At 53.6% G+C, this 13,156-nt stretch carries 13 protein-coding genes; all 13 read left to right on the top strand.

Annotated features, from left to right (window positions below):
• The first annotated feature begins 30 nt into the window (after positions 1-30).
• The 13 genes from mioC (at position 31) to glmU (ending at position 13,042) form a co-directional block, all read left to right on the top strand.
• Complete coding sequence (mioC, locus tag ABLU95_RS13260) at positions 31-471, top strand: FMN-binding protein MioC (RefSeq protein WP_017899651.1); 441 nt, start codon at positions 31-33, stop codon at positions 469-471.
• A gap of 381 nt (positions 472-852) precedes the next feature.
• On the top strand, positions 853-2,742 hold the full coding sequence (gene mnmG / locus ABLU95_RS13255; RefSeq protein ID WP_023291477.1) for a tRNA uridine-5-carboxymethylaminomethyl(34) synthesis enzyme MnmG: 1,890 nt from the start codon (positions 853-855) through the stop codon (positions 2,740-2,742).
• Between the two features lie 115 nt (positions 2,743-2,857).
• Entirely contained in the window at positions 2,858-3,481 is a 624-nt protein-coding gene (gene rsmG / locus ABLU95_RS13250; RefSeq protein ID WP_086076395.1) for a 16S rRNA (guanine(527)-N(7))-methyltransferase RsmG, read from the top strand.
• Between the two features lie 616 nt (positions 3,482-4,097).
• Entirely contained in the window at positions 4,098-4,478 is a 381-nt protein-coding gene (atpI, locus tag ABLU95_RS13245) for a F0F1 ATP synthase subunit I (RefSeq protein WP_004202310.1), read from the top strand.
• 8 nt (positions 4,479-4,486) lie between these two features.
• On the top strand, positions 4,487-5,302 hold the full coding sequence (gene atpB, locus ABLU95_RS13240) for a F0F1 ATP synthase subunit A (RefSeq protein WP_023291475.1): 816 nt from the start codon (positions 4,487-4,489) through the stop codon (positions 5,300-5,302).
• 48 nt (positions 5,303-5,350) lie between these two features.
• Entirely contained in the window at positions 5,351-5,590 is a 240-nt protein-coding gene (gene atpE, locus ABLU95_RS13235) for a F0F1 ATP synthase subunit C (RefSeq protein ID WP_000429386.1), read from the top strand.
• Between the two features lie 50 nt (positions 5,591-5,640).
• Positions 5,641-6,111 carry a F0F1 ATP synthase subunit B gene (atpF, locus tag ABLU95_RS13230; RefSeq protein WP_004107293.1) on the top strand — a complete coding sequence of 157 codons (471 nt, stop codon included), beginning with the start codon at positions 5,641-5,643 and terminating at the stop codon, positions 6,109-6,111.
• Between the two features lie 14 nt (positions 6,112-6,125).
• The gene (atpH, locus tag ABLU95_RS13225; protein WP_004202307.1) at positions 6,126-6,659 is read left to right on the top strand and encodes a F0F1 ATP synthase subunit delta; all 534 of its coding nucleotides are present in this window, start codon (positions 6,126-6,128) and stop codon (positions 6,657-6,659) included.
• Between the two features lie 12 nt (positions 6,660-6,671).
• Positions 6,672-8,213, top strand: coding sequence for a F0F1 ATP synthase subunit alpha (gene atpA, locus ABLU95_RS13220; protein WP_004144995.1), 1,542 nt, complete (start codon positions 6,672-6,674; stop codon positions 8,211-8,213).
• A gap of 50 nt (positions 8,214-8,263) precedes the next feature.
• Positions 8,264-9,127: a F0F1 ATP synthase subunit gamma gene (atpG, locus tag ABLU95_RS13215; protein ID WP_004144996.1), complete on the top strand. Its 864-nt coding sequence runs from the start codon at positions 8,264-8,266 to the stop codon at positions 9,125-9,127.
• A gap of 26 nt (positions 9,128-9,153) precedes the next feature.
• Positions 9,154-10,536 carry a F0F1 ATP synthase subunit beta gene (atpD, locus tag ABLU95_RS13210; protein WP_023291474.1) on the top strand — a complete coding sequence of 461 codons (1,383 nt, stop codon included), beginning with the start codon at positions 9,154-9,156 and terminating at the stop codon, positions 10,534-10,536.
• 20 nt (positions 10,537-10,556) lie between these two features.
• Positions 10,557-10,976, top strand: coding sequence for a F0F1 ATP synthase subunit epsilon (locus ABLU95_RS13205; protein WP_004107274.1), 420 nt, complete (start codon positions 10,557-10,559; stop codon positions 10,974-10,976).
• 695 nt (positions 10,977-11,671) lie between these two features.
• Entirely contained in the window at positions 11,672-13,042 is a 1,371-nt protein-coding gene (glmU, locus tag ABLU95_RS13200) for a bifunctional UDP-N-acetylglucosamine diphosphorylase/glucosamine-1-phosphate N-acetyltransferase GlmU (protein ID WP_348879724.1), read from the top strand.
• The last annotated feature ends 114 nt before the right edge of the window (positions 13,043-13,156 follow it).

The following is a 13,156-nucleotide window of genomic DNA, read 5'->3' as shown; positions in this document are numbered from 1 at the left end:
CTGAACAGTTGAGCGGGCGATCGGCGATCTATGGCAGACATTACACTTATCAGCGGCAGCACCCTGGGCAGTGCGGAATACGTAGCGGAGCATCTGGCGGAAAAGCTGGAAGAAGCAGGCTACAGCACTGAAATCCAGCACGGCCCGCTGGTGGACGATCTGCAGGCGCAGGGGATCTGGTTAGTTATCTCTTCCACCCATGGCGCCGGCGACATTCCCGACAACCTGGTTCCCTTCTATGACGCGCTGCTGGCGCAGCAGGCCGATCTTTCCGCCGTGCGCTTTGGCGCCATCGGGATCGGCAGCCGCGAATACGACACTTTTTGCGGCGCGATCGATAAATTAGAAGCGGCGCTGAAGGCCTGCGGGGCAAAACAGATCGGCGAGACCCTGAAGATCAACGTGCTGGAACATGAAATTCCCGAGGATCCGGCGGAAATTTGGCTGGGATCCTGGAAAAATTTGCTCTGAGATTTGTAAAGATCGTCCGTTCTTCTGTGGATAACCATGCTTAAAAGCTTGGATCAACCGGTAGTTATCCAAAGAATAACCGCAGTACGCTTTTTGAGCTGTGTATAACCCTTCATTCTGATCCCAGCTTATACGGACCAGGATCACCGATCATTCACAGATAGTGATCCTTCTTAAGCTTTTGATCTTACTTCGCGGATCCGACTTATCCACAAAGAGAGTCGATCCTAATAAGAGATCACAATAGAACAGATCTCTATATAAAGATCTTCTTTTTAATACTCAGGATCCCGGAGTCTTTCTCAAAAGACCAAAGCCGAGTAGAATCCACGGCCCGGGCTTCAATCCATTTTCAAACCGCGTTATGCGAGGCAGACCACCATGTTTTATCAGGATCCTTTTGACGTCATTATCATTGGCGGGGGTCACGCAGGCACTGAGGCCGCAATGGCCGCAGCGCGTATGGGTCAACAGACCCTGCTTTTGACACACAATATCGACACGCTGGGGCAGATGAGCTGCAACCCGGCGATTGGCGGCATTGGGAAAGGACACCTGGTAAAAGAAGTGGACGCGCTCGGCGGCCTGATGGCCAAAGCGATCGATCAGGCAGGCATCCAGTTTAGGATACTAAACGCCAGCAAAGGCCCCGCGGTGCGCGCCACTCGCGCCCAGGCTGACCGCGTGCTGTACCGTCAGGCGGTACGCACTGCGCTGGAGAACCAGCCGAATTTGATGATCTTCCAGCAGGCTGTGGAAGATCTGATTGTCGAAAACGATCGCGTCGTAGGCGCAGTCACCCAGATGGGCCTCAAATTCCGTGCCAAAGCGGTGGTGCTGACCGTCGGAACCTTCCTTGACGGCAAAATCCATATTGGTCTGGATAACTACAGCGGCGGACGCGCCGGCGATCCGCCGTCGATCCCGCTGTCTCGTCGTCTGCGTGAACTGCCGCTGCGCGTAAGCCGACTGAAAACCGGGACCCCGCCGCGCATTGACGCGCGCACCATCGATTTCAGCGTGTTGGCTCAACAGCATGGCGATAACCCGATGCCGGTCTTCTCGTTTATGGGATCTGCCGATCAGCATCCGCGTCAGGTGCCGTGCTACATCACCCACACTAACGAGAAAACCCATGACGTGATCCGCAATAACCTCGATCGCAGCCCCATGTACGCCGGGGTGATCGAAGGGATCGGTCCACGCTACTGCCCGTCGATCGAAGACAAAGTCATGCGCTTTGCCGATCGCAACCAGCATCAGATCTTCCTCGAACCGGAAGGCCTGACCTCAAACGAAATTTATCCGAACGGCATATCCACCAGCCTGCCGTTCGATGTGCAAATGCAAATCGTCCGCTCCATGCAGGGGATGGAAAATGCGCGGATCGTCCGTCCTGGCTACGCTATTGAGTACGACTTCTTCGACCCGCGCGATCTGAAACCGACGCTCGAGAGCAAATTCATTCAGGGTCTGTTCTTCGCCGGTCAGATCAACGGCACCACCGGTTATGAAGAAGCGGCGGCTCAGGGTCTGCTGGCCGGTCTTAACGCTGCTCGCTTCTCGGCGGAAAAAGAGGGCTGGGCGCCGCGTCGCGATCAGGCCTACCTCGGCGTGCTGGTGGATGACCTGTGTACTCTGGGTACCAAAGAACCGTACCGCATGTTTACCTCTCGTGCTGAATATCGTCTGATGCTGCGCGAAGACAACGCCGACCTGCGTCTGACTGAGCAGGGGCGTGAGCTGGGTCTGGTGGATGATGAACGCTGGGCGCGTTACAACGAGAAGCTGGAAAGCATTGAGCGCGAACGCCAGCGCCTGAAATCGACCTGGGTGAACCCGCAGGCTGAGAGCGCTACCGAAGTGAACGCTCACCTGACCGCGCCGCTGTCGCGCGAAGCCAGCGGTGAAGATCTGCTGCGTCGCCCGGAAATGACCTACGAGCAGCTGGTTCAGCTCTCGCCGTTCGCGCCGGGGCTGGAAGATCGGCAGGCGGCTGAGCAGGTTGAGATCCAGGTGAAGTATGAAGGTTATATCGCGCGCCAGCAGGATGAGATCGAGAAACAGCAGCGCAACGAGAATACCTTGTTACCGGCGACACTCGACTACCGTCAGGTCACCGGACTGTCTAATGAAGTGATCGCTAAACTAAACGACCATAAACCGTCGTCGATAGGGCAGGCGTCACGTATTTCCGGGATCACCCCGGCGGCGATCTCTATTTTGCTGGTTTGGTTGAAAAAGCAGGGGATGCTGCGTCGCAGCGCCTGATTGCGGCAGCCTGCCGCGCTGATTTCCCACTTGCATAATCAGCGTTCGCCTTTATCATTCCTGGCCCGGTAAGCGTTAGCGCCTCCGGGCTCATTATTTTTTGAAGGTACTTACCGTGCTCAACAAACTTTCTCGTCTGCTGGATGAAGCGGGTATTTCGCTCACCGATCACCAGAAAAATCAGCTGGTGGCTTACGTCGGGCTGCTCGATAAGTGGAACAAAGCCTATAACCTGACCTCCGTTCGCGATCCAATTGAGATGCTGGTGCGTCATATCCTCGACAGCATCATCGTCGCGCCTTATCTGCAGGGCTCGCGCTTTATCGATGTCGGTACGGGACCGGGGCTGCCGGGGATCCCGTTGGCTATCGTGCGCCCGGAGTCGCATTTCACCCTGCTGGACAGCCTTGGCAAACGCGTGCGCTTCCTGCGTCAGGTGCAGCATGAACTGAAGCTGGATAACATCACCCCGGTGCAGAGCCGCGTGGAAGCTTTCCCGGCCGAGCCGCAGTTTGATGGCGTGATAAGCCGCGCCTTCGCGTCGCTTAATGATATGGTGAGCTGGTGCCATCATTTGCCGGCCGCGAACGGTCACTTCTATGCGCTCAAAGGGTTAGCGCAAAAAGACGAAATGGAAAACCTGCCGGAAGGGTATGCCATAGCCGAGGTCATTGAGCTGCATGTTCCTCAGCTGGAAGGGGAGCGGCACCTGGTGGTGATTACGCCAAAAGCGAGTTAATTTTTATCAAAAAATGTGGAAAAAATGTGGCCCATGAATGTTACAAAAATAAAGGTCACCTCCTGATATTATCGGGCTGCATTTAACCATGTTTTTACTATGGTTTTTCTTGCGGTTAACTTAACGTAAGTGATTCACTGACAAAATAGTCAACTTTGAAAATATCAGGGTGCTAAAAATCGACAATGATGATCAGCATCGCGATGTTAAATTTTTATTATAAATGTCAATAAAAGGTTTTTATTGTATGTGGGGTTGTTTTAGATAATGTCCTCACTTTTTATCTTGAATATCAAAAACATGAAAAATAGTGTTTTATGTCCTTGATTCATTAAAGGGCGCTTGAAATGTTTATTATGTGATCTAATGCACGCTTTAATTGCCGTGTTTCCACGTTATTTGCAGTTTTGTATGACCGCTCACAGAACGCTGAAATGCACGGAAAGTTGTCCGTTGGAAAATAATTAAACATTTATTCACTATTTTGCTACTTATTGTTTGAAATCACGGGGCGTCACCGTATAATTTGTCCGCTTTTTGATGCTTGACTCTTCGTCTTAAAGGACGTTTTATACGACACGCGACATACCTCAAAGGGAGCAGGAGTAAAAACGTGATGTCAGTGTCGCTCTTGAGTCGAAACGTTGCTCGCAAGCTTCTGTTTATTCAGTTACTGGCAGTAATGGCAAGTGGACTGCTGTTTAGCCTCAAAGACCCCTTCTGGGGCATTTCCGCGGTATGCGGCGGTTTGGCAGTGGTTTTGCCAAACCTGATGTTTATGATTTTTGCCTGGCGTCATCAGGCGCATACACCAGCAAAAGGCCGTGTGGCCTGGACCTTCGCCTTCGGTGAAGCCTTCAAGGTGTTGCTGACCTTCGCCCTCCTGGCGGTGGCGCTGGCCGTTTTAAAAGTGGTATTTTTGCCACTGATCGTGACGTGGGTTTTGGTGCTGGTGGTACAAGTTCTGGCGCCAGCTGTAATCAACAACAAAGGGTAAAAGGCATCATGGCTTCAGAAAATATGACGCCGCAGGAATACATAGGTCACCATCTGAACAACCTTCAGATTGATCTGCGTACTTTCTCGCTGGTGGATCCGCACAACCCCCCGGCCACCTTCTGGACGCTCAACATTGACTCCATGTTCTTCTCGGTGGTTCTCGGTCTGCTGTTCCTGGCCATGTTCCGTAGCGTTGCTAAGAAAGCGACCAGCGGCGTACCAGGGAAATTCCAGACCTTCATCGAAATGATCATCGGCTTCGTCCATGGCAGCGTCAAAGACATGTACCATGGCAAGAGCAAGGTTATCGCGCCGCTGGCGCTGACCGTGTTCGTCTGGGTCTTCCTGATGAACCTGATGGACCTGCTGCCAATCGACCTGCTTCCTTATATCGGCGAACACATTTTCGGCCTGCCTGCACTGCGCGTGGTTCCGTCTGCTGACGTGAACATCACCCTGTCGATGGCGCTTGGCGTGTTCATCCTGATTATTTTCTACAGCATCAAAATGAAAGGCGTAGGTGGGTTCGTTAAAGAACTGACCATGCAGCCGTTCAATCACTGGGCGTTCATTCCTGTCAACTTAATCCTTGAAGGGGTAAGCCTGCTGTCCAAACCGGTCTCTCTCGGTCTGCGACTGTTCGGCAACATGTATGCCGGTGAGCTGATTTTCATTCTGATTGCTGGTCTGCTGCCGTGGTGGTCACAGTGGGTTCTGAATGTGCCTTGGGCCATTTTCCACATCCTGATTATTACGCTGCAAGCCTTCATCTTCATGGTTCTGACGATTGTCTATCTGTCGATGGCGTCTGAAGAGCATTGATTTTTACCAACACTACTACGTTTTAACTGAAACAAACTGGAGACTGTCATGGAAAACCTGAATATGGATCTGCTGTACATGGCTGCCGCTGTGATGATGGGTCTGGCGGCAATCGGTGCTGCGATCGGTATCGGCATCCTCGGAGGTAAATTCCTGGAAGGCGCAGCGCGTCAGCCGGATCTGATCCCTCTGCTGCGTACTCAGTTCTTTATCGTTATGGGTCTGGTGGATGCTATCCCGATGATCGCTGTAGGTCTGGGTCTGTACGTGATGTTCGCCGTCGCGTAGTAAGTTGTTAGAAACCTAAGCCACAGAGTTAATTAAAGAGGTATTGTGCTGTGAACATGAACGCAACAATCCTCGGCCAGGCCATCGCGTTTGTTATCTTCGTATGGTTCTGCATGAAGTACGTATGGCCGCCTTTAATGGCTGCCATCGAAAAACGCCAGAAAGAGATTTCTGACGGTTTAGCTTCTGCAGAACGCGCTAAGAAAGATTTGGACCTTGCACAGGCCAACGCGACCGACCAGCTGAAAAAAGCGAAAGCGGAAGCCCAGGTAATCATTGAGCAGGCGAACAAGCGCCGCTCTCAGATTCTGGACGAAGCTAAAGCTGAAGCAGAACAGGAACGCACCAAAATCGTTGCACAAGCGCAGGCTGAAATTGATGCTGAGCGTAAACGTGCACGCGAGGAGCTGCGTAAGCAGGTCGCTATCCTGGCTGTTGCTGGCGCCGAGAAGATCATCGAACGTTCCGTGGATGAAGCTGCTAACAGCGACATCGTGGATAAACTTGTCGCTGAACTGTAAGGAGGGAGGGGCTGATGTCTGAATTTGTAACGGTAGCTCGCCCCTACGCCAAAGCAGCTTTTGACTTTGCCGTCGAACACAACAGTGTTGAACGCTGGCAGGATATGCTGGCGTTTGCCGCCGAAGTGACCAAAAACGACCAAATGGCAGAGCTTCTCTCCGGTGCTTTGGCGCCGGAAACGCTCTCAGAAGCGTTTATCGCTATCTGCGGCGAGCAACTTGACGAAAACGGCCAGAACCTGATTAAGGTGATGGCGGAAAATAATCGTCTGAAGGTGCTCCCGGACGTTCTTGAGCAATTCATTCACCTGCGCGCGGCCAGTGAGGCCATCGCAGAGGTAGAAGTCATATCTGCCAACCAACTGAGTGATGAACAGCTTGCCAGGATCGTCAGCGCGATGGAAAAACGTCTGTCACGCAAAGTTAAGCTGAATTGCAAAATCGATAAGTCTGTTATGGCAGGTATTATCATCCGTGCGGGTGATATGGTCATTGATGGCAGCGTACGCGGCCGTCTTGATCGCCTTGCAGACGTCTTGCAGTCTTAAGGGGACTGGAGCATGCAACTGAATTCCACCGAAATCAGCGAACTGATCAAGCAGCGCATTGCTCAGTTCAATGTTGTGAGCGAAGCTCATAACGAAGGTACTATTGTTTCTGTAAGTGACGGTGTTATCCGCATCCACGGCCTTGCCGAATGTATGCAGGGTGAGATGATCTCCCTGCCGGGTAACCGTTACGCTATCGCACTGAACCTGGAGCGCGACTCCGTTGGTGCGGTGGTGATGGGTCCGTACGCTGACCTCGCCGAAGGCATGAAGGTGAAATGTACTGGCCGTATCCTGGAAGTTCCGGTTGGCCGTGGCCTGCTGGGCCGCGTGGTTAACACCCTGGGCGCGCCAATTGATGGTAAAGGTCCGCTGGAAAACGACGGTTTCTCCGCCGTTGAAGCGATCGCGCCGGGCGTAATCGAACGTCAGTCCGTCGATCAGCCGGTACAGACCGGTTATAAATCCGTTGACGCCATGATCCCAATCGGTCGTGGTCAGCGTGAACTGATCATCGGCGACCGTCAGACCGGTAAAACTGCGCTGGCTATCGATGCCATCATCAACCAGCGTGATTCCGGCATCAAGTGCGTCTATGTTGCTATCGGCCAGAAAGCGTCCACCATCTCTAACGTGGTGCGTAAACTGGAAGAGCACGGCGCGCTGGCTAACACCATCGTGGTGGTAGCGACTGCATCCGAATCTGCTGCACTGCAATACCTGGCGCCATACGCGGGTTGCGCAATGGGCGAATACTTCCGCGACCGCGGTGAAGATGCGCTGATCGTTTACGATGACCTGTCTAAACAGGCTGTTGCTTATCGTCAGATCTCCCTGCTGCTCCGTCGTCCGCCAGGACGTGAAGCGTTCCCGGGCGACGTATTCTACCTCCACTCTCGTCTGCTGGAGCGTGCTGCGCGTGTTAACGCCGAATACGTTGAAGCCTTCACCAAAGGTGAAGTGAAAGGGAAAACCGGTTCTCTGACCGCGCTGCCGATTATCGAAACCCAGGCGGGTGACGTTTCCGCGTTCGTTCCGACCAACGTAATCTCCATTACCGATGGTCAGATCTTCCTGGAAACCAACCTGTTCAACGCCGGTATTCGTCCTGCGGTTAACCCGGGTATCTCGGTATCCCGTGTGGGTGGTGCAGCGCAGACCAAGATCATGAAGAAACTGTCCGGTGGTATCCGTACCGCGCTGGCGCAGTATCGTGAACTGGCGGCGTTCTCCCAGTTTGCATCCGACCTTGACGATGCAACCCGCAAACAGCTGGACCACGGTCAGAAAGTGACCGAACTGCTGAAACAGAAACAGTATGCGCCGATGTCCGTCGCGCAGCAGTCTCTGGTTCTGTTCGCAGCAGAACGTGGTTATCTGGCTGATGTAGAACTGGCGAAAATCGGTAGCTTCGAAGCCGCTCTGCTGGCTTACGTCGACCGTGATCACGCTCCGCTGATGCAAGAGATTAACCAGTCCGGTGGCTATAACGACGAAATCGAAGGCAAGCTGAAAGGCATCCTCGATTCCTTCAAAGCAACCCAGTCCTGGTAACGTCTGGCGGTCTGTCTTAGGGCAGGCCGCAAGGCATTGAGGAGAAGCTCATGGCCGGCGCAAAAGAGATACGTAGTAAGATCGCAAGCGTCCAGAACACGCAAAAGATCACTAAAGCGATGGAGATGGTCGCCGCTTCCAAAATGCGTAAATCGCAGGAGCGCATGGCGGCCAGCCGTCCTTACGCAGATACTATGCGCAAAGTGATTGGTCACCTTGCGAACGGTAATCTGGAATATAAGCACCCTTACCTGGAAGAACGCGACGTTAAGCGCGTGGGCTACCTGGTGGTGTCGACCGACCGTGGTTTGTGCGGCGGCTTGAACATTAACCTGTTCAAGAAACTGCTGGCGGAAATGAAAGCATGGTCCGATAAAGGCGTTCAGTGCGACCTCGCAATGATCGGCTCTAAGGGCGTCTCTTTCTTTAACTCCGTTGGCGGCAACGTCGTTGCACAGGTGACCGGTATGGGGGATAACCCATCCCTGTCCGAACTGATCGGCCCGGTAAAAGTGATGTTGCAGGCCTATGATGAAGGCCGTCTGGACAAGCTGTACGTTGTCAGCAACAAATTTATTAACACCATGTCTCAGGTTCCGACGATCACTCAGCTGCTGCCGTTACCGGCATCAGAAGACGCTGATCTGAAACGTAAATCCTGGGATTACCTGTATGAGCCCGATCCGAAAGCGCTGCTGGATACCCTCCTGCGCCGCTACGTCGAGTCTCAGGTTTATCAGGGCGTGGTTGAAAACCTGGCCAGCGAGCAGGCCGCCCGTATGGTGGCGATGAAAGCCGCGACCGATAATGGCGGCAGCCTGATTAAAGAGCTGCAGTTGGTATACAACAAAGCTCGTCAGGCCAGCATTACTCAGGAACTCACCGAGATCGTCTCGGGGGCCGCCGCGGTTTAACCAGGTTATTTCGTAGAGGATTTAAGATGGCTACTGGAAAGATTGTCCAGGTAATCGGCGCCGTGGTCGACGTCGAGTTCCCTCAGGATGCCGTACCACGCGTGTACGAAGCCCTTGAGGTACAGAATGGTAATGAAGTTCTGGTGCTGGAAGTTCAGCAGCAGCTGGGCGGCGGTATCGTGCGTACCATCGCCATGGGTTCTTCCGATGGTCTGCGCCGCGGTCTGGATGTAAAAGACCTCGAGCACCCGATCGAAGTCCCGGTTGGTAAAGCTACGCTGGGTCGTATCATGAACGTACTGGGTCAACCGGTCGACATGAAAGGCGACATCGGCGAAGAAGAGCGTTGGGCTATCCACCGCGCAGCACCGTCTTATGAAGAGCTGTCCAGCTCTCAGGAACTGCTGGAAACCGGCATCAAAGTTATCGACCTGATGTGTCCGTTCGCGAAGGGCGGTAAAGTCGGTCTGTTCGGTGGCGCGGGTGTAGGTAAAACCGTAAACATGATGGAGCTGATCCGTAACATCGCGATCGAGCACTCCGGTTACTCCGTGTTTGCGGGCGTAGGTGAACGTACTCGTGAGGGTAACGACTTCTACCACGAAATGACCGACTCCAACGTTATCGACAAAGTATCCCTGGTGTATGGCCAGATGAACGAGCCGCCGGGAAACCGTCTGCGCGTTGCGCTGACCGGCCTGACCATGGCTGAGAAGTTCCGTGACGAAGGTCGTGACGTACTGCTGTTCGTCGATAACATCTATCGTTACACCCTGGCCGGTACGGAAGTATCCGCACTGCTGGGTCGTATGCCTTCAGCGGTAGGTTACCAGCCGACACTGGCGGAAGAGATGGGCGTTCTGCAGGAACGTATCACCTCCACCAAAACCGGCTCTATCACTTCCGTACAGGCGGTATACGTACCGGCGGATGACTTAACTGACCCATCCCCAGCCACTACCTTTGCTCACTTAGATGCAACCGTAGTACTGAGCCGTCAGATCGCATCCCTGGGTATCTACCCGGCCGTTGACCCGCTGGACTCCACCAGCCGTCAGCTGGATCCGCTGGTTGTTGGTCAGGAGCACTACGACACCGCTCGTGGCGTTCAGTCCATTCTGCAGCGTTATCAGGAACTGAAAGACATTATCGCCATCCTGGGTATGGATGAACTGTCTGAAGAAGATAAACTGGTGGTAGCTCGCGCACGTAAGATCCAGCGCTTCCTGTCCCAGCCGTTCTTCGTGGCAGAAGTATTTACCGGTTCTCCGGGCAAATACGTCTCCCTGAAAGACACCATCCGTGGCTTTAAAGGCATCATGGAAGGCGAATACGATCACCTGCCGGAGCAGGCGTTCTACATGGTCGGTTCTATCGACGAAGCCGTGGAAAAAGCCAAAAAACTTTAACGCCTTAATCGGAGGGTGATATGGCAATGACTTACCACCTGGACGTCGTCAGCGCAGAGAAACAAATGTTCTCTGGTCTGGTCGAGAAAATCCAGGTAACGGGTAGCGAAGGTGAACTGGGTATTTACCCGGGGCACGCGCCGCTGCTCACCGCCATTAAGCCTGGTATGATTCGCATCGTTAAGCAGCACGGTCACGAAGAATTTATCTACCTGTCAGGCGGCATTCTTGAAGTGCAGCCGGGTAGCACGACCGTCCTGGCGGATACCGCAATTCGTGGCCAGGATCTCGACGAAGCGCGAGCCCTGGAAGCGAAACGTAAGGCTGAAGAGCACATTAAGAGCTCTCATGGTGACGTGGATTACGCTCAGGCGTCCGCGGAACTGGCCAAAGCGATCGCTAAACTGCGCGTTATCGAGTTGACCAAAAAAGCGATGTAACACCGGCTTGAACGTAAAAAGCCAGTCTGGTTTCCAGGCTGGCTTTTTTTATGGCCAGCTGCTGACGAGCGGATGAAGTGAAAACAGAGTTCACCCTTAATTGTTATTGATTAGTTAAATGATGAAGCGTAGACTCTATTTTATGTGATGTATGTCACATAAAAGAGCGTTATCAAATTGCACCTGCGTCAGGAATTCATCATGAAACTGTTCCATAAAATCATCGCTAAATTTAGCGTCCTGAGCTTCTAAGCTCCGCGCTATCTCCCCCGCTGACACGACGTATCGCCCATCAAAACGACAACACTGGCGATGTGAAACCGGGCAAAGAAGGTCACCTGACGGTGGCCTTTCGTTTTTAATCACTACATCAATCACTTTGCCGCCCTCCCCCGCCAGCGACTGGCGACGATTATCCTGGTTCTTCCCGTTATGGGTGCTGAAAACCGCTTTCCGCAGCGGCTTTATTCAGGTGACGAAAAAACAGCAAAAGCAGTGAGATAGTCAATGATTATCCTCCCTACCCTCCTTTTTCAGCGTTAAACTGATTTGCAGTGGTTAAAAATAGCGTCATAAAATGGTGTATAGCGGTGAGCCTGGACGTTTTCTCCACGTCTCGTTTTATGATGAAAAATATGTAGAAATTTCAACGTGAAAGGCTTTTACTTTTCGTTCTAACTACCGTCAGGATGAGTATGTCAAATAGTGCGATGAGCGTGGTTATCCTTGCCGCAGGCAAAGGGACCCGCATGTATTCCGATCTTCCTAAGGTGCTGCATACCCTGGCCGGGAAGCCAATGGTGCAGCATGTCATTGATGCCGCTAACGATTTAGGCGCATGTGCGGTACACCTGGTGTACGGCCACGGCGGCGATCTGCTGCGTCAGACGCTGCATGAAGACAACCTGAACTGGGTGCTGCAGGCCGAGCAGCTAGGAACCGGGCACGCCATGCAGCAGGCGGCGCCGTTCTTCAATGATGATGAAGACATCCTGATGCTCTACGGCGACGTGCCGCTGATCTCCGTCGAGACGCTACAGCGCCTGCGCGCCGCGAAACCGCAGGGCGGGATTGGTCTGCTGACGGTGAAGCTGGATGATCCAACCGGCTATGGCCGCATTACCCGTGAGAATGGCCAGGTGACAGGCATCGTTGAGCACAAAGATGCCAGCGAGGCGCAGCGCCAGATTCAGGAAATTAACACCGGGATCCTGATCGCCGGCGGAGCAGATCTCAAGCGCTGGCTGGCGAAGCTCACCAATAACAACGCCCAGGGCGAATACTACATCACCGATATCATCGCCATGGCGCATCAGGAAGGTCACGAGATCGTTGCCGTGCATCCCCAGCGCCTGAGCGAAGTCGAAGGCGTCAACAATCGCCTGCAGCTTGCGCGCCTGGAGCGCGTCTACCAGGCTGAGCAAGCGGAAAAGCTGCTGCTGGCGGGGGTGATATTGCGCGATCCGGCGCGTTTCGATCTGCGCGGTACGCTGCAGCACGGGCGCGATGTGGAGATCGATACTAACGTTATTCTGCAAGGCAGCGTCGTGCTGGGCGATCGCGTGAAAATCGGCGCCGGCTGCGTGATTAAAAACAGCACTATCGGCGATGATTGCGAAATCAGCCCCTACAGCGTGGTGGAAGATGCCCAGCTGCAGGCGGCCTGCACCATCGGCCCATTTGCCCGTCTGCGCCCGGGCGCCGAACTGCTGGAAGGCGCCCACGTTGGCAACTTCGTGGAAATGAAAAAGGCGCGTCTTGGCAAAGGCTCCAAGGCGGGTCATCTGACCTATCTGGGCGATGCGGAGATCGGTGATAACGTCAATATCGGCGCGGGCACTATCACCTGCAACTATGATGGCGCGAATAAACATAAAACGATTATTGGCGATGATGTTTTTGTCGGCTCGGATACCCAGCTGGTGGCCCCGGTCACGGTTGGCAACGGCGTCACGATCGCCGCCGGCACCACCGTCACACGCAATATCGCCGATAACGAACTGGTGTTGAGCCGCGTACCGCAGGTCCACAAACAGGGCTGGCAGCGTCCGGTGAAGAAAAAATAAACAGGATTGTCGCCGGGGGTGAAAAACGTCCGGCGAACCAGGATGAGAGGGTCAATATAGATCCCCGTCCGCAGGCAGTACCATAACAATAACCCCACTCTCTACAAGGCTCGG

This window comes from Klebsiella sp. GG_Kp146 (assembly GCF_040061975.1).
Lineage (GTDB): Bacteria > Pseudomonadota > Gammaproteobacteria > Enterobacterales > Enterobacteriaceae > Klebsiella > Klebsiella quasipneumoniae.
This window is presented reverse-complemented; position numbering and strand designations above follow the sequence as displayed.

Coding starts and splice junctions, on each gene's coding strand:
- mioC (WP_017899651.1), top strand. CDS start 31: ATGGCAGACATTACACTTATCAGCGGCAGCACCCTGGGCAGTGCGGAA.
- mnmG (WP_023291477.1), top strand. CDS start 853: ATGTTTTATCAGGATCCTTTTGACGTCATTATCATTGGCGGGGGTCAC.
- atpI (WP_004202310.1), top strand. CDS start 4,098: ATGTCAGTGTCGCTCTTGAGTCGAAACGTTGCTCGCAAGCTTCTGTTT.
- atpB (WP_023291475.1), top strand. CDS start 4,487: ATGGCTTCAGAAAATATGACGCCGCAGGAATACATAGGTCACCATCTG.
- atpE (WP_000429386.1), top strand. CDS start 5,351: ATGGAAAACCTGAATATGGATCTGCTGTACATGGCTGCCGCTGTGATG.
- atpH (WP_004202307.1), top strand. CDS start 6,126: ATGTCTGAATTTGTAACGGTAGCTCGCCCCTACGCCAAAGCAGCTTTT.
- atpA (WP_004144995.1), top strand. CDS start 6,672: ATGCAACTGAATTCCACCGAAATCAGCGAACTGATCAAGCAGCGCATT.
- atpG (WP_004144996.1), top strand. CDS start 8,264: ATGGCCGGCGCAAAAGAGATACGTAGTAAGATCGCAAGCGTCCAGAAC.
- atpD (WP_023291474.1), top strand. CDS start 9,154: ATGGCTACTGGAAAGATTGTCCAGGTAATCGGCGCCGTGGTCGACGTC.
- ABLU95_RS13205 (WP_004107274.1), top strand. CDS start 10,557: ATGGCAATGACTTACCACCTGGACGTCGTCAGCGCAGAGAAACAAATG.
- glmU (WP_348879724.1), top strand. CDS start 11,672: ATGTCAAATAGTGCGATGAGCGTGGTTATCCTTGCCGCAGGCAAAGGG.